Annotated in this window: 16 protein-coding genes and 1 tRNA gene; 7 read left to right on the top strand and 10 right to left on the bottom strand. The window is 69.8% G+C overall.

From position 1 onward, the window contains the following. Positions 1-160: 160 nt before the first annotated feature. The 3 genes from INT51_RS20090 to INT51_RS20080 all read left to right on the top strand — a co-directional run bounded on the left by INT51_RS20090 (position 161) and on the right by INT51_RS20080 (position 3,942). Complete coding sequence (locus tag INT51_RS20090; RefSeq protein WP_193107193.1) at positions 161-2,284, top strand: PTS sugar transporter subunit IIA; 2,124 nt, start codon at positions 161-163, stop codon at positions 2,282-2,284. Positions 2,285-2,291: 7 nt separating this feature from the next. Further along, positions 2,292-3,434, top strand: a complete 1,143-nt coding sequence (locus tag INT51_RS20085; protein ID WP_193107192.1) for a mannitol-1-phosphate 5-dehydrogenase — start codon at positions 2,292-2,294, stop codon at positions 3,432-3,434. A gap of 235 nt (positions 3,435-3,669) precedes the next feature. Further along, positions 3,670-3,942 carry an HPr family phosphocarrier protein gene (locus INT51_RS20080; protein WP_193107191.1) on the top strand — a complete coding sequence of 91 codons (273 nt, stop codon included), beginning with the start codon at positions 3,670-3,672 and terminating at the stop codon, positions 3,940-3,942. Positions 3,943-4,390: 448 nt separating this feature from the next. On the opposite strand, the gene ptsP is transcribed toward INT51_RS20080, so the two are convergent. Next, entirely contained in the window at positions 4,391-6,109 is a 1,719-nt protein-coding gene (gene ptsP, locus INT51_RS20075) for a phosphoenolpyruvate--protein phosphotransferase (protein ID WP_193107190.1), read from the bottom strand. A gap of 181 nt (positions 6,110-6,290) precedes the next feature. Here ptsP and INT51_RS20070 point away from each other — a divergent pair, with 181 nt between their 5' ends. After that, positions 6,291-7,205 carry an SDR family NAD(P)-dependent oxidoreductase gene (locus INT51_RS20070; RefSeq protein WP_193107189.1) on the top strand — a complete coding sequence of 305 codons (915 nt, stop codon included), beginning with the start codon at positions 6,291-6,293 and terminating at the stop codon, positions 7,203-7,205. 60 nt (positions 7,206-7,265) lie between these two features. On the opposite strand, the gene INT51_RS20065 is transcribed toward INT51_RS20070, so the two are convergent. The 4 genes from INT51_RS20065 to INT51_RS20050 form a co-directional block, all read right to left on the bottom strand. Beyond that, positions 7,266-7,353 (bottom strand) — tRNA-Ser (locus INT51_RS20065). Positions 7,354-7,398: 45 nt separating this feature from the next. Next, positions 7,399-8,115: a hypothetical protein gene (locus tag INT51_RS20060; RefSeq protein WP_193107188.1), complete on the bottom strand. Its 717-nt coding sequence runs from the start codon at positions 8,113-8,115 to the stop codon at positions 7,399-7,401. 13 nt (positions 8,116-8,128) lie between these two features. Further along, a complete protein-coding gene (locus INT51_RS20055; protein ID WP_193107187.1) occupies positions 8,129-9,010 on the bottom strand; it encodes an ABC transporter ATP-binding protein in 882 nt (293 codons plus the stop codon). Continuing rightward, complete coding sequence (locus tag INT51_RS20050) at positions 9,007-9,366, bottom strand: GntR family transcriptional regulator (protein WP_193107186.1); 360 nt, start codon at positions 9,364-9,366, stop codon at positions 9,007-9,009. The genes INT51_RS20055 and INT51_RS20050 overlap by 4 nt, the downstream gene beginning before the upstream one ends. 164 nt (positions 9,367-9,530) lie before the next feature. Between INT51_RS20050 and INT51_RS20045 the strand changes: the two genes are divergently transcribed. Both INT51_RS20045 and INT51_RS20040 read left to right on the top strand, forming a co-directional pair. After that, entirely contained in the window at positions 9,531-10,508 is a 978-nt protein-coding gene (locus INT51_RS20045) for an MDR family oxidoreductase (RefSeq protein ID WP_193107185.1), read from the top strand. A 2-nt stretch (positions 10,509-10,510) separates the two neighbouring features. Continuing rightward, positions 10,511-11,452 carry an NAD(P)H-quinone oxidoreductase gene (locus INT51_RS20040; protein ID WP_193107184.1) on the top strand — a complete coding sequence of 314 codons (942 nt, stop codon included), beginning with the start codon at positions 10,511-10,513 and terminating at the stop codon, positions 11,450-11,452. A 5-nt stretch (positions 11,453-11,457) separates the two neighbouring features. Here the strand turns inward: INT51_RS20040 and INT51_RS20035 are convergent, their stop codons facing one another. The 4 genes from INT51_RS20035 to serS form a co-directional block, all read right to left on the bottom strand. Further along, positions 11,458-12,156: a TrkA family potassium uptake protein gene (locus INT51_RS20035; protein WP_193107183.1), complete on the bottom strand. Its 699-nt coding sequence runs from the start codon at positions 12,154-12,156 to the stop codon at positions 11,458-11,460. After that, a complete protein-coding gene (locus INT51_RS20030; protein ID WP_370540841.1) occupies positions 12,149-13,408 on the bottom strand; it encodes a TrkH family potassium uptake protein in 1,260 nt (419 codons plus the stop codon). Before INT51_RS20030 ends, INT51_RS20035 begins: the two co-directional genes overlap by 8 nt. A 165-nt stretch (positions 13,409-13,573) precedes the next feature. Continuing rightward, positions 13,574-14,440, bottom strand: coding sequence for an HAD family hydrolase (locus tag INT51_RS20025; RefSeq protein ID WP_193107182.1), 867 nt, complete (start codon positions 14,438-14,440; stop codon positions 13,574-13,576). Positions 14,441-14,525: 85 nt separating this feature from the next. Beyond that, positions 14,526-15,788, bottom strand: coding sequence for a serine--tRNA ligase (serS, locus tag INT51_RS20020; protein ID WP_193107181.1), 1,263 nt, complete (start codon positions 15,786-15,788; stop codon positions 14,526-14,528). Positions 15,789-15,851: 63 nt separating this feature from the next. Here serS and INT51_RS20015 point away from each other — a divergent pair, with 63 nt between their 5' ends. After that, the gene (locus INT51_RS20015) at positions 15,852-17,069 is read left to right on the top strand and encodes a diacylglycerol kinase family protein (RefSeq protein WP_193107180.1); all 1,218 of its coding nucleotides are present in this window, start codon (positions 15,852-15,854) and stop codon (positions 17,067-17,069) included. A gap of 191 nt (positions 17,070-17,260) precedes the next feature. Here the strand turns inward: INT51_RS20015 and pheA are convergent, their stop codons facing one another. Then, entirely contained in the window at positions 17,261-18,226 is a 966-nt protein-coding gene (pheA, locus tag INT51_RS20010; protein ID WP_193107179.1) for a prephenate dehydratase, read from the bottom strand. Positions 18,227-18,404 lie beyond the last annotated feature (178 nt).

Below are 18,404 nucleotides of genomic sequence, written 5' to 3'. Positions count from 1 at the left end.
ACCGGCCGCTTCACGACTAGACTGCACAGACGCCGACGGAGCTCTTCCTCAGACTGACCCACGGGGACCGCCCCGACCGGCCGCAGCGCGCCATCCGGCGCGCGCCGTCGCCCACCGGAGACCTCGGCCAGTGGTCCCCGGACGTCCTCGAGGATGGCTCATGACCACAACGACCGAGGCCAAGCCCGGTTTCAGCCCGCGCGTGGCATTGCAGAAGGTCGGCACCTCACTGTCGAACATGGTGATGCCGAACATCCCGGCCCTGATCGCCTGGGGCATCCTCACCGCGTTCTTCATCGAGGACGGCTGGACGCCGAACGCTCCGCTGGAGAGCGCCGTCGGCCCGATGATCCACTACCTGCTGCCGCTGCTCATCGCGAACACCGGCGGCCGCATGATCTACGAAGCGCGCGGTGCGGTCGTCGGCGTCATCGCCACCATGGGCGTGATCGCCGGTTCCGACTGGCTGATCGGCCAGGAGAACGCCGCCGAGCTCGAGAAATGGCTCGCTGCCGGCAATGCGGAAGGCACGTTCGAGGCCCTGCCCGAGGTGCACATGTTCATCGGCGCCATGATCATGGCGCCGCTCGCCGCCTGGGTCATGAAGAAGCTCGATCGCCTGTGGCAGGACCACATCCCCGCCGGCTTCGAGATGCTGGTGAACATGTTCTCGGCCGGCATCGTCGGCTTCCTCCTTCTGGTGGCCGGGTTCTTCGGTCTCGCGCCGCTGGTGAACGGACTGATGACCCTGCTGGCGAACGGCGTCGCCGCACTGATCAACGCGCATCTTCTGCCGCTGGTGTCGATCCTCATCGAACCCGCGAAGGTCTTCTTCCTCAACAACGCCATCAACCATGGAGTGCTGACCCCGCTGGGGATCTCCGACGCCGGGACCAATGGCAAGTCAGTGCTGTTCCTGCTCGAGTCGAACCCCGGCCCGGGCGTCGGCATTCTGCTCGCGTACACGATCTTCGGTCGCGGCGCGGCACGCGCCTCCGCACCCGGCGCCGCGATCATCCAGTTCTTCGGCGGCATCCACGAGATCTACTTCCCCTACGTGCTCATGAAGCCGATCCTCATCCTCGCCGCCGTCGGTGGCGGCATGGCGGGCGTCGCTGTGAACGTCGCATTCGGCACGGGTCTCATCTCACCGGCAGCGCCCGGCTCGATCATCGCGATCTTCGGCGTCGCCGCCCGTGACTCCTACCTGGGCATCGCCCTGGCAGTCCTGGCCGCCGCCGGCGTGAGCTTCGCACTGTCAGCGCTGTTCCTGAAGATCGGCAAGCAGGATGACGGGGACATCGCCGCCGCCACCGCCAAGATGGAGCAGATGAAGGGCAAGAAGTCCTCTGTCGCCGGAGCTCTGACCGGCGCTGGGGCGGGCGCCGCTGGTGCCGCGGCGGCCGACGGCTCCGAGCACACCGGACCGATCCAGAAGATCGTGTTCGCGTGCGATGCGGGCATGGGCTCCTCCGCCATGGGCGCGACCGTGCTGCGCAAGAAGGTCCGCGCGGCCGGCTTCGACGACGTCGAGGTCACCAACAAGGCGATCTCCAGCCTGAACGACGAGTGGGACATCGTCGTCACCCAGAAGGAGCTCACCGATCGGGCTCGCCAGCGCACCGGTTCCGCCGTGCACGTCAGCGTGGACCAGTTCATGAACTCCCCGCGCTACGACGAGGTCGTGGAACTGGTGGACGCGCGCAACAACCCGGATGCCGCGGAGGCGAACCCCGCAGAGCCGAGCGCTGAGGGCGATACCGCCTCCGACGTCGCCCCCGCAGCCGTCGGGGCGGGCGCCGGTGCGGCCGGTGCGGCCGGTGCCACAGCCGCCGCCTCCGCAGGTGCCCAGCCGGAGATCCTCTCCCCCTCGAGCATCGTCCTGACCGGCTCCGCCACCGACTCGGCCTCCGGCATCGACGAGGCCGGAGCCCTGCTGGTGGCCGCGGACGCCGTCGACCAGGGGTATGTCACCGCCATGCACGACCGCGAGGCCACGGTCTCCACGTTCATGGGCAACGGCCTGGCCATCCCCCACGGCACGAACGACGCCAAGTCGACGATCAAACGCTCGGCGATGTCGTTCGTGCGCTACCCCGAAGGCATCGACTGGAACGGCAACCCCACCACGTTCGTCATCGGGATCGCCGGAGTCGGCAACGAGCACCTCGAGCTGCTCCAGAAGGTCGCCATGACCTTCTCCGACCCCGCCCAGGTCACCCGCCTGGAAGAGGCCACCTCGGCCGAAGAGATCCTCGCGATCTTCAGCGATGAGAAGGAGTGAACAGGTCATGAAGGCAGTCCATTTCGGAGCAGGCAACATCGGGCGTGGCTTCGTGGGCCTGCTGCTGCACGAGGCCGGGTACGAACTGGTGTTCGCGGACGTCGCCGACGCCCTGATCACCCAGTTGCAGGACGCGGACTCCTATGAGGTCCGCACCGTCGGCCAGAGCCCGTCGCAGATTGTCGTCGACGGCTTCTCGGCGATCAACTCCACGCAGGACCCCGACGGACTGACCGAGCAGATCGCCTCGGCCGACATCGTCACCACGGCGGTGGGCGCTCACATCCTGCGCTTCGTCGCGCCGACCATCGCCGCCGGCATCGCGGCCCGCCCGGCCGGGGCACCGCGCATCGCGGTGATGGCCTGCGAGAACGCGATCAACGCGACGGACCTGCTGGAGCAGGAGATCCGCGCGAACTACCAGGGCGAGGATCTCGACGACAAGGCACTGTTCTCGAACACTGCAGTGGACCGGATCGTGCCGGTGCAGGCCGAGGTTGCAGGCCTGGACGTCACCGTCGAGGACTTCTACGAATGGGCGGTGGACCGCACCCCCTTCGACGGTCGCGAGCCCGACGTCCCGGGGATCACCTGGGTGGAGGACCTCGGGCCCTACATCGAACGCAAGCTGTTCACAGTGAACACCGGGCATGCCACCACCGCCTGGCACGGCTGGGCGGAGGGACACGCGAAGATCGCCGATGCGATCTCCGACGCCGCGGTGACCGGCAAGGTCAAGGCCGTGCTCACCGAGACCTCCGCGCTGCTGGTGGCGAAGTACGGCTTCGCCGAGGAGACGCAGCGGGAGTACGTGGCCAAGGTCCTGGGCCGTTTCGCGAACACCGCGCTGCCGGATCCGGTGGAGCGCGTGGGGCGGGCGCCGCTGCGCAAGCTCTCGCGCCACGAGCGGATCGTGGGCCCCGCCGCCGAGCTCGCCGAGCGCGGCCTGGCCGTCGACGGTCTGCTGGCCTCGTTCTCCGCAGCGCTCGCCTTCACCCCGGCCGATGACGACGAGGTCGACCGTCTGCAGGAGATCCTGCGCACACAGGACGCCGACGCCGCCACCGCCGAGATCACGGGCCTGGACGAATCGCACCCGCTGTTCCCTGCCGTGCGCGACGCCGTCGCGGCCCGGCAGTCCGCACTCTGAGCGTCACCTCCGCCGAGCGCGGCCTCGTGCCACGCTCGGCGGCCTCGGCCGGCGGTACAGCTGGCGAGCACAGACACCAGCACACGCCCCAGCACAGCCCGACCCCAGGCAACGCTCCCCCGAGCGCCCTGATCAGACCGGTATATTCCAGGTCATCACCGTAGGATCACGGCGCGGGAGACCGCGCCACTTGCCCGTCGCGATCCGCGCGACGGCCCGTCGAAAGGCACACACCATGGCAGAGCGCACCGTCAAGATCGCCAGCGCCTCCGGGCTCCACGCGCGCCCCGCAGGAATCTTCGCGCAGGCCGCCGCCGAGCAGAGCACGACCGTCACCATCGAGAAGGCCGGCAGCAATGCCGTGCAGGCCTCCAGCATGCTCATGCTGATGACGCTCGGCGCCGGCCACGGTGACGAGGTCACCCTGCGCGCCGAGGGCGACGGCGCCGACGAGTCGGTCAACGCGCTCGCCGACCTCCTCGAGAAGGACCTCGACGCCGAGGAGTGATCCGGGCGAAGCCGTCCGGCCGTCCCCGGCGACCTTCCCGCATCTGACCTTTCCCGCACCTCTCGTGCCGACCTGCCCGGAGCCTCCCGCCCGTCGAGTGAGGCTTCCTGGCCAGTACCGAATCCCGGTCCAGCACAGTTGATCGACGAAAACTTCCACACCATGGAAGTTCTCGTCGATCAACTCGTTGCGGCGGCCATTGCGGCAGCTGGCGGCCGCGAGGAAGCGCTGAAGGTCGGCCGGGGCGGCCGCGACCGCCGAAGGGCGCCCCACCGACACTCGGCGGGGCGCCCTTCGGCTGTGCTCACCAGATCACCAGATCACCAGGTCAGCCGGTCAGCCGGTCAGCCGGTCAGCAGGTCGCCAGGTCAGCCGGTCAACGGGCCAACCGGTCTGCCGGTTAGCCGGTCAGCCGGTCTGCCGGTCACCAGGCCAGCAGGCCGGCCGGTCACAGCCCCAGTTCGCCGAGGATCGGCAGGCCCGCGCGCACGGCGCTGTTGGCGTCCTCGGCGGTGCGGGCGCCGACGGCCTTGGTCGCGAGCTCCTTCGCCTGCTCGAGGGTCACGGTGGAGAGCACCTTGGCGACGGCCGGCAGCGAGCGCGGGGTCATGGACAGGCTGTTCACGCCCAGGCCCACGAGCACCACCGCGAGGCCCGGATCGCCCGCGGCCTCACCGCAGACACCGACGGGCTTGTTGGCCTTCTCCCCGAAGGCCTCCGGATCGCCGCCTGCGACGCGGGCACCGTCGCAGGTGGCCTTCACGAGGGCGAGCACGGCCGGCTGCCACGGGTTGTTCAGGTGGGCGAGGGAGCCCAGCTGGCGGTCCGCGGCCATCGTGTACTGGGTGAGGTCGTTGGTGCCGATCGAGGCGAAGTCGCAGGCGGCCAGCTGACGGTCCGAGGTGATCGCTGCGGACGGCGTCTCGACCATGATCCCGGCCGGCTCGAGGCCGCGCTCGCGGCACAGCGCCACGAAATCCTCGGTCTCGGTGACGGTGGAGATCATCGGGGCCATCACCCAGGGCTTCGCGTCGGACTGCTTCGCCGCGGCGGCGATCGCGTCGAGCTGATTGGTGAGCACCGAGCGCTTCTCCCAGGAGGTGCGGTAGGCGCGCACGCCGAGAGCCGGGTTGGGCTCCTCGGCGTCGGTGAGGAAGGGCAGCGGCTTGTCGGCGCCGGCATCGATCGTGCGCACCACGACCTTCTTGCCCGCGAGATGTGCGAACGCCGCCACGTACGCGGTGGTCTGCTCCTCGACACTCGGCTCGTCCTCGCGGTCCAGGAACAGGAACTCGGTGCGGAACAGGCCCACCCCGTCGGCGTTCGCGGCGGCGGCCTTCTCGGCGTCCGTGGCGCCGCCGATGTTGGCGAGCAGCTGCACGCGGGTGCCGTCCTCCAGCGCACCCCCACCCCCCTCGTAGGTCAGCGGGTTCTTCTGCAGCTCGGTCCAGGCCTCCGCGAAGTGGTGGTGCTCGTCGGTGACCTCATCGGTGATCGTGCCCAGGCCCGCATCGACGAACACCTCGGTGCCGTCGGCGAACTCGTGGATGCTCTTGGCGGCGACGATCGCGGGCAGGCCCAGCTGGCGGGCGAGGATCGCGGTGTGCGACTGGGGGCCGCCGTCGGAGGTGACCAGTGCGAGCACCCGGCTGGGGTCGAGAGTCGCGGTATCCGCCGGGGCGAGGTCGATCGCGGTGAGCACGAAAGGCTCCTCGATGTCGGGGATGCCGGGCGCCTGCTCGTCGCGCAGCTCGGCGACGATGCGGGCGCGCACGTCGCGCACGTCGGTGGCGCGTTCGGCCATATAGCCGCCCAGGCCCTCGAGCATGGTGGCGACCTGGTCGCCGGCTTCCCAGACGGCGCGCGCCGGGGACTTGCCGCCCGAGATCACGAAGCCCTGTGCGGTCTGCGTGAGCGAGGGGTCGGCAGCCATCTGCGCGGTGGCCTGCAGGATCTTCGAACCATCGCCCGAGGCGCGCTCCGCCAACCGGATCAGAGCGGCCTGCACGGCGGCTGCCGCGACCGGGATGCGCGCGGCCTCCGCGGCGGGATCGGCCCCCTCGGGGAGCTTCTCGCTCGCAGGCGGCTCGGCGACCGGCGGGGCCATCGATCGGATGGTGCCGACCACGCGGCCGGGGCTGACTGCAACACCTGTGTACTGGGCCATCGCTGATTGCTCCTCTGCGGGATCCGAGTGCGGCGTCGTGGGGAGGCGGCCGGCGGGCGGTCACGCCCTCACCCGTCCGACCTGGTACGACGACAGGCTCATGCTACGCGGGGCCGAGCCCGTGTCCTAGCGGCGGGTCGCCCGGTCAGGATCACGCAGACGCCATCCCTACGATGGCGCGATGAACGCCATGGAATGGGAGCACCTGCCCGAGCCCGACCTCACCGGTCGCACCGTCGTCATGACAGGAGCCAGCGACGGGCTGGGGCGCGAGGCCGCACTGCAGCTGGCCCGGTGGGGCGCAGAGCTCGTGCTGCCGGTGCGCTCCCGCAGCAAGGGCGAGATCGTCGCGCAGCGCATCGCCCACGAGACCGGCCGCCCCGACGCCGTGCGGCTGACGCACCTGGACCTCGCCGACCTCGACTCCGTCCGCCACGGGGCCGACGAGATCGCGCGGACAGTCGGCGATCGCGGGATCGACCTGCTCATCAGTGTCGCCGGCGTCGTCTCCCGGCGCCGGGGGACGACGGCCGATGGCCACGAGCTGATGATGGGCGTCAATGCGCTCGCGCCGCTGCTGCTGACGGAGCTGCTGCTTCCTCGGGTGAGGGAACGGATCGTGATCGTCGCCTCGCAGTCCCACACCTTCGGACGGATCGACCTGTCCGACCCCCATTTCCGCCGCGGCGGCTGGTCGCTGCGCGCCGCCTACGGCCGCTCGAAGCTCTCGACGATGCTGTGGGGCCGCGACCTCGCCGATCGCTTGCAGGCTCGAGGCACCGGGGTGGACCTGCAGCTCGTGCATCCCGGTTGGGTGCTCACGAACCTGCAGAACGCGACCGGGTCCGCCCGCCTCGACCGGCTCGTCACCGACGTGACCCGCCCTATCGCGATGTCCGCCGTCCGGGGCGCGGCCGCGGTGCTGATGGCTGCGACGCAGCCGCTGCCGCCCGGCTCCTACATCGGTCCGGACGGGCGCGGCGCGCTGCGGGGACGGCCGACGTTCCTGCGCCGGTCTCCTGCCGCACTGGACCGGGAGCTGGCCCGCGAGGTGGCCGCGTGGGCACGGACGGAGGTGGGTCTCGCCGACGGCTGAGTGCCCGGACGCACCTGTCGCGGCACCGATGGGACCTGGTGCCGCGACTGTGCTCAGCAGCGGAGGGTGCGGGATTCGAACCCGCGGTACGGGGTTACCGCACAATGGTTTTCAAGACCATCTCATTCGGCCGCTCTGACAACCCTCCCGGTGCCCGGAGGCACCCCGAGAGTGTACCGGGAGCAGGCCGGGCTCACGGCACCTGCGTGCGTCGCACCAGCAGCAGCCAGGTGCCCGCTGAGAGGAGTCCGATCACGGCGATCACGCCCATCCAGGACCCCCAGCCGAGGGTGAACAGCTCCAGCAGCTGGGCACCGAAGCCGTCGACCAGGACGATGCCCGCGACCATCGCCACGCCGAGGATCCCCAGGAGACTGCCGCCGAGCCAGATGAAGGGCTGCCCGAATCGGAGGAACGCGGAGGTGATGGCGGCGCCGAGGAAGAGGGTGGCCACGATCAGCAGGAAGGTCTGGACGAAGGTCTGCCAGGAGGCGCCGGTCCCGGTGTAGAACACGTCGAAGAATCGGATCTGCAGGCCGAAGCCACCGGTGGCGACCTCGAGGGTCTTGCCGATCGTGATCAGCAGGGCGTAGGCCAGGGCGTTGCCGAGGAACAGGAGGCTCTGGCCGATCGCGAACTCACGACGGGTCAGTCCGAGCCCCAGGGCGAGGGGAAAGTACTGCCCCATGGAGACGAAGCCGTACCCGATCATGGGGCCGAGCAGGGAGAAGATCGCTCCACTCCAGGTCATACCCTCGTACATCCCCGCTCGCGCCTCGGCGCCCTGGGTGCCGACGATCGCGCCGACGGCGAGAACGATGCCCAGTGCGAGGACCATCACGAGGATCGGCCACCCGTAGGCCTGCATGCGGTTGACGAAGTACAGGTCGATGACAGTGCGGGATCGCATGTCGGGGCTCCTCTCAGCGGGCCGCCGCGGGCGCCGCGGCGGTCGTGCGGTGAACGATGTAGTTCTGGAGTGACACCGGTGCCACGTCGAGCCCTGCGGCGCGAGCGGCTGCCGCGGTCTGCTCGCCGTCGGCGACGATGGTGGCGGTGGCGAGTGCTCCGATGCGGGCGGTGTGCAGCACCTCGGCGGTGGTCGTGAACTCGTCGACCTCGGTCAGGCGGCCGGAGACCTCGATCGCGGCGCTCTGGAGGGCGTCGGCCTCCTCGTCGAGCATGACCTTGCCCTCGTCCAGCAGCACCACGTGCTCCAGGAGGTTGGAGACCTCATCGATGTGGTGGGTGGACAGGACGATCGTGCGGGGGTGTTCGGCGTAGTCGGCCAGCAGACGGTCGAAGAACAGTCGGCGGGCGACGGCGTCCAGGCCCAGGTACGGCTCGTCGAAGAAGGTCAGCGGTGCCCGCGAGGCGAGCCCGATGATGATGCCGACGGCGGAGAGCTGACCGCGTGAGAGCTTGCGGATCGCCCGCTTCTCGGGCAGCCGGAAATCGGCCACCAGGTCGCGGGCCAGCTCTTGATCCCAGGCCGGGTAGAGGCCCTGCGAGATCCGCATGACATCCAGCGGACGGAACCCGTCGGGGTACTTCTGGCTCTCCTGGATGAAGCAGGTCTGCGAGAGGACCCCGGCGTTCTCGACCGGATCCTCCCCCAGCACGCGCATGCTCCCGGAGGTGGCGAAGATCTGGGCCGTCAGCAGTTTCATCAGGGTGGTCTTGCCGGCGCCGTTGCGGCCCAGCAGGCCGTGGACGCGATTCTCCTCGAGGGAGATGCTGACGTCGTCGATCGCGGCGACGTCTCGATAGTGCTTGCTGAGCTCCCGGGTTTCGAGGGCGTTCATCGGGATGCCTCCTTCGTGATCATCTGGGCGAGTTCGTGGGCGGTGATGTCCAGCTGGGCGGCTTCGCGCAGCAGCGGGACGAGATAGGTCTGGGTGAAGGCCTCGCGGCGTCGTCGGCGCAGCTGTTCGATCGCGCCGGGGGCGACGAACATGCCCACGCCGCGCCGCTTGACCAGGACGCCGGCATCGACCAGGCGATTCAGTCCCTTGCCGGCGGTGGCGGGGTTGATGCGGAGGAAGGCGGCGAGTTCATTGGTCGACGGCACGGGCGATCCCTCCGGGTAGGTGGCGTCGAGGATCCCGTCCTCGATCTGCTCCGCGACGGCGATGAAGAGCGGCTTCGTCTCGTCCAGCACGTCGCCTCCTGGTGAGTTGGTTCATTACTCCACTAATGAACCATGGAACCGCCGTATCGTCAACCCCTCGCGATGTCCCGCCGCCGCGTCTGCACGCCCGGGACCCACGCCGACGTGGGCGCAACTAGGGTGGGCCCACCTGCACTCGACGGAGGGACGCCCACATGCGCGCCGTACTGATCGAATCCGAGGGCGCCGACGCCCGCCTCGTGGAGGACGCCGACGAGTCCCTGCTCACCGGCCCCCTCGAGCTGGATGTGCTGTTCTCGAGCTACAACTACAAGGACGCCATGGCGATCGCGGGCTCGGGCATCGCCCGCCGCTTCCCGCTGATCCCCGGCATCGACCTGGTGGGCCGGGTCACCGGATCGCAGGACGAGCAGTACTCCGCCGGCGACCTGGTGATCCTCAACGGGGACGGCATCGGCGAGTCCCTCCACGGCGGCTTCGCGACCCGCGCCAAGGTGCGACCGGACGCCCTGGTGCGGCTGCCGGCCGACCTCTCCCCCGAGCGAGCCGCAGCGATCGGCACCGCCGGATTCACCGCGATGCTCTCCGTGCTGCGGCTGGAGGACGGCGGAGTCGAGCCCGGCAGCGGAGACGTGCTGGTCACGGGCGCCTCAGGGGGCGCCGGTTCCGTCTCAGTCGCCCTGCTCGCCGCCCGCGGGCACCGCGTGGTCGCCTCGACCGGCCGCGGCGAGGAGAACTCCGAGTACCTGCGTGAGCTCGGAGCGGCCGACGTCATCAACCGCCGCGAGCTCTCCGAGGAACCCGGCCGGCCTCTGCAGTCCCAGCGCTGGGTGGGCGCGATCGACGCCGTGGGCAGCACGACGCTCACCAACATCCTCGCCCAGACCGCGTGGGGCGGCACGGTCGCCGCCTACGGTCTCGCCCAGGGCCCGGACCTGCCGAGCACGGTGCTGCCCTTCATCCTGCGCGGCGTGACCCTCGCCGGCGTGAATTCGGTGGAGGCCCCGCCGGCGATGCGTGAACGTGCCTGGGACGCCCTGGCCCGAGAGCTCGATCCCGACCTGCTCGATGTCATGACCACCAGCATCGGATTGTCCGAGACGATCGACTACGCGCAGCGGATCCTGGACGGCGAGGTCCGCGGCCGCACCGTCGTGGACGTGACGCAGTGACCATGCGCGCGATCTCGATCACCGAGGACCACCAGCTCGAGCTCGTCGAGCTCCCCGAGCCCGTCCCGGCGCCCGGCGAGGTGCTGGTCGACGTGGTCGCCGTGGGGGTGAACCGGGCCGACGTCGCGCAGACGGCCGGACTCTATCCGCCTCCCCCGGACACCTCCGAGCTGCCCGGGCTCGAGGTCTCCGGGCACCGCCGCGATACCGGCGAGGCCGTGGTCGCCCTGCTCGCCGGCGGCGGCTACGCCGCGGTGGTCGCCGTCCCGGAGGGCCAGCTGCTGCCGGTGCCTGACGGCATGGACCTCGTCGACGCCGCGGGCGTGGTCGAGGTATGCGCGACCGTGGTCTCCAACCTCGTGCTCGAGGCGGGCCTGACCGAGGGCGAGACCGTGCTGATCCACGGCGGAACCGGCGGCATCGGCACCGCCGCGATCCAGATCGCCCGGCATCTCGGGGCGCGCGTGCTCACGACCGTCGGCTCCGACGAGGCGGTCGCGCAGGTGCGCGAGCTGGGTGCCGATATGGCATGGAACCGCCACACCACCGACCTGCTCGAGGCGGTGCGCGAGACCGGCGGCGCCGACGTCATCCTCGACGTGGTCGGCGGGCCGGCGCTGGCGGACAACGTCGGGATGCTGCGCGAGCATGGACGCCTGGTCATCATCGGCACCCTGGGCGGCGCGAGCGGAGAGCTGCCGGTGGGGAAACTCATGGGCAAGCGGGGCCGGGTCATCGGCACCACGCTGCGCTCGCGACGTTCCGAGGCCAAGCACGAGATCCTCGACGCCACCCACGCACTGGTGTGGCCGATGCTGACCGACGGCTCGCTGACGATTCCGATCCACGCCCGCCTCCCGCTCGAGGAGGCGGCCGCCGCCCACGCGGTGCTGCGCGAGGGCGGGCACCTGGGCAAGGTGGTCCTGCAGGTCCAGGAGAGCTGACCGGGTCACCCCATCCGGCTGAACCGCTCCGCCTGCTTGGTGGGCCCGGTGACCAGGATGGTGTCACCGGCGCGGAGGACCGTGTCGGCGCTGGCGGCCTCCCAGTGCTCGCCGGGGTGCTTCACCGAGGTGACGGTCACGCCATGCTTGCGACGGATCTCGCTGTCCCCGAGCCGGATGCCCACGAACCCTGTATGCACCTCGGTCTTGACCATCGCGAAGTCGGAGTCGATCTCGATGAAGTCCTGCATGCTGCCGCGCACGATGTGCGCCACCCGCCGCCCCATGTCCTTCTCGGGGTACACGACGTGCGGGATCCCCAGCTGATGGAGGATCAGTCCATGGGCATCGCTGACGGCCTTCGCCCAGATCTGCGGAATGCTGAAGCGCAGCAGCAGGGACGTGACCAGGATGCTCGCCTGCACGTCGCTGCCGATCGCGATCACCACGCGATCGAATTCGGGGATCGACAGCTGGCGGAGCACCTGCTCCTGGGTGGCGTCGGCCGCGACGACGTGGGTGAGCTGCCCGTTGAGCGATTGGACGACCTCCTCCCGGGCGTCGATGCCCAGCACCTCGGCGCCGTCCTTCATGAGCTCGAGGGCGAGTGATTGCCCGAAGCGTCCCAGCCCGATGACGGCCACCGCGTTCGCCGAGGCGACGCGGGCCGGATCGGTGCGTCCGAAGAATCTGTGCTTAGCCAATGATGGGCCTTTCCTTGGGGAGGTCGTAGAGGAGCTGGCGCGGCCGCAGGGCCAGGGCAGCGGCCGCCGTGATCGGCCCGAGCCGGCCGATGAACATCAGCGCGATCAGCACGAGCTGTGCGGCGCCGGGCAGGTCGGCGGTGATCCCGGTGGACAGTCCCACGGTGGCGAAGGCGGAGACGACTTCGAACAGGATCTCGTCGAGGGAGAACTCGGTCAGCACCATGAGGGTGATCGTGGAGACCGCGACCAGTCCCACCGCCAGCACGATGACGGTGATCGCCTGGCGGTGCACCGCCCGCGAGAGCCTCTTGCCGAACACCGTCACGGCTCCCGCTCCCCGCAGCTCGCCCCACATGAGGAAGAAGAGCACGGCGAAGGTGGTGACCTTGATTCCGCCGGCGGTTCCGGCCGGGCCGCCGCCGATGAACATCAGCAGATCCATGCCCAGCCAGGTCGCCGGATCCATCGCGCTGGTGTCGATGCTGTTGAATCCGGCGGTCCGGGTCTGGGCGGACATCGCGAAGCCGTTGAGGATCCGGGCCGGCACGGACAGGCCACCGAGAGTGTTCGGGTTGTTCCACTCCAGCGCCGTGATGTAGAGCGTGCCCAGCGCAAGGAGCAGCGGGGTCGCGGCGACCACGATCCGGGTATTCATGGACCACAGCCGGGGGGTCCCCAGGTGCTTGCCCAGTTGCACCAGCACCGGGAAACCGACGCCTCCCAGAACGGTGGCGAAGCTGGCGGTCAGCAGGATCACCGGATCATCGGCGAACGACATGAGGCTGTCGCTGAACAGCGCGAAGCCGGCGTTGTTGAAGGCGGAGACGGCATGGAACACCCCGAGCCATAGGGCTCTCCCCCACGCCTCGTCATAGGCGAGCGCGAAGCGCAGGGTGAGGATCACGGCGGCCACCGCCTCGATCGCGAGGGAGATCCGCACGATGCCGATCACCAGGGCGCGGATGTCCGCGATGCCAGAGCTCTTCGCCTCCGTGGCGGCGGTGAGCTTCGAGCTCAGCGACAGCTTGCGGATGACGGTGATGCCCACGACGGAGGCGAAGGTCATGACCCCGAAGCCGCCGATCTGGATCAGCGCGAGGATCACGGCCTGCCCGAAGGGCGACCAGTACGTCGGGGTGTCGACCACGACCAGACCGGTCACGCAGAGTGCGGACACCGCAGTGAACAGGGCTTCCAGGAGCGTCGCTCCCCCGGGCCCGGTGGTCGCCGCCGGGAGCAGGAGCAGCACGGCCCCGATCAGCCCGGCTCCCGCGAATCCCAGAAGGAGGGTGCGCGCGGGCCGCGGTCGCCTATCGAGGGCTACAGCCCGTCGTGTTCCGAGTAACAGCACGCGCGGAATAGTACGCCCCTCCGCCGAGGAGGATCGCACCGCCCACGGGCGGCCCTGCGCGGGTCAGCTGCGGAGCAGCTCCAGCACCAGCACGGTGCCGTCCTCGAAGACGGAGTCGGTGACTGTATCGGCCGTATCCTTGACGCCCTGCGGGGCCTGGCCCATCGCGACGCCGACGCCGGCCCAGGTGAGCATCTCGGTGTCGTTGAAGCCGTCGCCGACGGTGACCGTGTGGGCCTGCTCGATGTCGAGCTGCGTGCGGATCTCCTCGAGGGCGCTGGCCTTGGAGATTCCGGGGGCGGCCATGTCCAGCCAGGCCGTCCAGCCGATCGAGTACTCCACGCCGTGCACGCCGGATTCGGCGATGACCTTGCTGAACTCCTGCGGGGACAGGTCGGGCACGTGCACCACGACGCGCACCGCTTCGAGCTCCAGGAGGTCCTCCAGCGGATGCTCGATGGCCTGCACCCCGAAGCTCGCGTCCTGGAACCCGGCGGTGGCCCGGAAGCTGCCGTCGGCCATCTCGACCGCGTAATGGGCGTCGGGGGCGACCTCGCGCAGGGTGCGCAGAGCGTGGCCGGGCTGGAAGGAACGGGTGTCGATGATGCGGTGGCCGCCGTCGGCCTCCGGATCCATCTCCAGGGTGACCGCGCCGTTGGAGCAGACCGCGTAGCCGCGGGTGATGCCGGCCGCCTCGACGATCGGCAGGGTCGCGCCGATCGAGCGGCCGGTCGCGATGACGACAGTGTGCTCCTCGGCGGCCTGCTGCAGTGCCTCGCGCATCGGCGAGGTCATCATGCCGTCGTGGTCGACCAGGGTGCCGTCGACGTCGAGGCCGAGCAGCAGACGGTTCCCGGCGAGCTCGCGCAGATGGCCCTGGAGCCGGGAGCGGGTCGCGTCACGGTCGGTCAGCGCGGTGGTGGCATTCATATCCGGCAGTGTGCCAGCGGCGTCTGACGACCGGGTGAACCGGCGGTGACGCAGGGCACCCAGCATCCGTCGCAGGGCGTTCATCTCAGGCCACCACGTCGAAGGTCTCGCGCCCGCCGAGGTAGGGGCGCAGGCCCTCCGGGACCACGACGGAGCCGTCGGCCTGCTGGTGGTTCTCGAGGATCGCCGCGATGAAACGGGTGGTGCCGAGGGTGCCGTTCAGCGTCGCCACGGGGCGCAGGCCTTCCTCGGTCCGCTCCCGGATGTTGAGGCGCCTCGCCTGGAACTGGGTGGTGTTCGAGGTGGAGGTGAGCTCGCGGTAGGTGTCCTGGCTGGGCATCCACGCCTCGCAGTCGTACTTCCGGGCGGCAGAGGTGCCGAGGTCGCCGGCGGCGGTATCGATGATCCGGTAGGGCACGTCGATGCGGGCCATCATCTCCCGCTCCAGATCCAGCAGACGCTCGTGCTCCTCGTAGGAGTCCTCGATGCGGCAGTACGAGAACATCTCGACCTTGTGGAACTGGTGGACGCGGATGATGCCGCGAGTGTCCTTGCCGTAGCTGCCGGCCTCGCGGCGATAGCAGGCACTCCAGCCGGCGTAGCGGATGGGGCCGTCGGTCAGGTCGAGGATCTCGCCCTTGTGGTAGCTGGCCAGCGCCACCTCGCTGGTGCCGACGAGGTAGAGATCGTCGCCCTTGTCCAGGTGGTAGACCTCGTCGGCGTGCTCGCCGAGGAAGCCGGTGCCCTCCATCGACTCCGGCAGCACCAGGGTCGGGGTGATCATCGGGGTGAAGCCGGCCTTGGTGGCCTGGTCGATCGCGGAGTTCAGGATCGCGAGCTCGAGCTGGGCGCCGACGCCGCGCAGGAAGTAGAAGCGGGCGCCGGAGACCTTCGCGCCGCGGGCCATGTCGATCGCCCGGAGACCTTCCGCGATCTCCAGGTGGTCCTTGACCGGGTGGTCGAAGCGCGGGACATCACCCACGGTCTCACGCAGCGCGAAGTCCGCCTCCAGGCCCTCAGGGGCACCCTCGGCGAGGTTCGGGATGGCGCGCAGGGCTTCGTCGCGGGTGGTGATTGCTTCGTTCGCCTCGGCCTCGAGACGCTTGACGTCGGCAGCCAGCTGCTTGACGTCGGCCAGCAGCGCCTGCTTCTCCTCACCCGTGGCCTGCGCGACCTTCTTGCCGAAGGCCTTCTGCTCGGCGCGCGCGGACTCGAAGGAGGTCGTGGCCTCGCGCCAGCGCGAATCGGACTCGAGCACCGCGTCGACGGTGGCGGGGTCACGTCGGCGAGCCCTCTGGGCGTCGCGGACAGCTTCGGGATTCTCGCGCAGGAGCCGCAGATCGATCATTGCACCAGGGTACCTGCGGCGTCGACCGCTTCCGGCGGCCGTCGGCGTCAGTATCCTGTGGCCATGGACCAGACTCTTCTTCTTCTCAGCATCGCCTCGGTCGTGATCATGGTCGTGGCCGTCGTGCTGCTGGTCGTGGTCCTGCGACACCTGGGCCGTCATCGCCGCGAGATCGCTGCGCTGCGCGCCTCGACGGAGCAGGTCACGGGGCAGGACGGATCGGGCGCCGGGGAGACGTCGGAATCCGGGTCCGAGACTGCGGCCGGCCGCGGGGAGGACGTGGACGCCGACGCCCCTGTCAGCCCGGATCGGGTGACGAAGGTCGGTGTCGTGCTCAATCCGTCGAAGTTCGACGACGCCGACGTCTTCAAGACCAGCGTGCGCGAGGTCGTCGAGCGTCTCGAGGGTGCCGAGATCTCCTTCTACGAGACGACTCCGGAGGATCCGGGCCGCGGTCAGGCCCGTCAGGCCCGCGAGGAGGGCGCTGACCTGGTCGTCGCCGCCGGTGGCGATGGCACCGTGCGCCTGGTGGCCTCCGTGCTCGCCGGCACCGACACCCGCATGGCCATCATCCCGGCGGGCACCGGGAACCTGTTGGCCCGCAACCTGGACGTGCCCCTGGAGGATCCGGCCGCAGCGATGACTGCAGCAGTGACCGGCCACGACCGCCGCATCGACGTCGGCTGGCTGCGCAAGGGGGCCTCTGCCTCCGAAGCCGCCGCCGCTGCTGAGCAGATATTCCTGGTGATCGCCGGGTTCGGCGCGGACGCGGAGATGATCGGCCACACGGATCCGACGATGAAGAAGCGCCTGGGGTGGATCGCCTACGTGCTCGGTGGGGTGCGCACCATCCTGGGCCGTTCGGTCGATGTGGTGCTCGACTTCCCCGACGGCACCCGTCACGCGCACAAGGCCCGCACCGTGCTGCTGGGCAACGTCGGCAAGCTGCCCGGCGGTTTCGTGCTCATGCCCGACGCGACCGCGGACAATGGCCGCCTCGAGGTCGTGGTGGCCGGCTGGAAGGGCGCCGCGGGGTTCAGCCAGGTGCTCACGGAGGTCGTGAATCCGAAGCTGGTCCCGAAGGGGAAGTTCGCCGAGACCACGAGGCTCTCGTCGATGGAGCGCTACCAGGCCACCGAACTGCGGGTCGCGACCACGAAGGCTCAGCCCGTGCAGCTGGACGGCGACACCGACGCCGAGGCCACGCACCTGATCGCCCGGATCGACCCGGGCGTGCTGCGCCTGCGGGTCCCGGCCGGCACGGAGATCTCGCAGCCCTGAGCGGCTCGGGAGTAGGGAGCCGCGCGGGAGCACGCCTGCTTCTGCCGCGATCGCTGCAGACTGCAGTTGCAGAGAGTCGGCGGGAGAAGCCGCTCGCCCGTCCGGCGGCGCCACGCCGGCTGGGTCTCCAGGAGCGGCGGGAGCGTCGAGCGCACTCAGTTCGTCGAGCGCACTCAATTCGTCGAGCGCACTCAGTTCGAGGACTGCGGCGTCACCATGCCGGTCAGCTTCTCGATCCAGGCGTGCGCCTCGTCGTAGGTGTCGTCGGCGAATTCCTCGCGCAGGTCAGGGCGAGCGCCATCGATGCGCGGGTAGGAGCCGAGGTAGTGCACGACGGGGCAGATCCGGTGCAGCGCGCGCAGGGCGGCGGCGACGCGGCGGTCCTCGATGTGCCCTTCGACGTCGATCGAGAACGAGTACCGGCCCAGGAAGTCTCCGAGGGGTCGCGACTCGATCCGGGAGAGGTTCACGCCGTTGGCGTTGAACATCTCGAGCGACTCGAGCAGCGCACCGGAGCGGTTGTGCGGCAGCTGGAGCACCAGCGTCGTCTTGTCGGCGCCGGTGGGTGCGGGGATCCTGCCCTCTCGGGTCACCAGCACGAACCGGGTCTGGGCGCCCGCGTTGTCCTCGATCTGCTCCGCGAGGACGGTCAACCCGAAGTGCTCTGCGGCCAGCGGTGAGCACACGGCTGCGCGCCCACGGCCCTCCTGCGGGCTCATGGCGGCGAGGTCCCGCGCGGCGGCAGCGGTCGACGAGGCGGTGGCGACGTCCGCGCCCGGAACGTTGCTGCGCAGCCAGCCCTGCACCTGCGCCTGCGCGTGGGGATGGGAGGAGACCACCTGGAGATCGGCGATCTCGGTCGGTTCGCGGGCGGCGAGCACGAAGGTGACCTGCACGATCTGTTCGGCGATGATCGTGATGGAGTCGGTGGCGGCCAGCACGTCCAGGGTGCCGGAGACGCCACCTTCGACGGAGTTCTCGATCGGGGCGATGAGAGCGTCGATGTCCCCGGCGAGGAGATCGGTGGTGGCGGTCGCGACGGCAGTGAACGGCACCTGCTCCACCGTGGCGACGAACTCCTCGGGCATGACCGCGAGGGCCTGCAGGAGTGCCTGGTGGGTGAAGGTGGTCTCGGGGCCGAGGTATCCGTACCGCATGGGAGCCAAGGGTACTGCGCACGGACATGATGCCGGGCCACGGCTCAGAACGGTGGGTCGTCGTCGTACTGTGCTTGGTCGGCGCGTGGCCAGATGGAGTCGTGGGGGTCTGGTTGGTCGGGGTGGTCGTCGTGGGTGGGGTCGTGGGGGCCGGTTTCGCGGAGGAATCGGTCCAGTT

Origin of the sequence: Brachybacterium sp. FME24 (assembly GCF_014897705.1) — a bacterium.
Classification (GTDB): domain Bacteria; phylum Actinomycetota; class Actinomycetes; order Actinomycetales; family Dermabacteraceae; genus Brachybacterium.
This window is presented reverse-complemented; position numbering and strand designations above follow the sequence as displayed.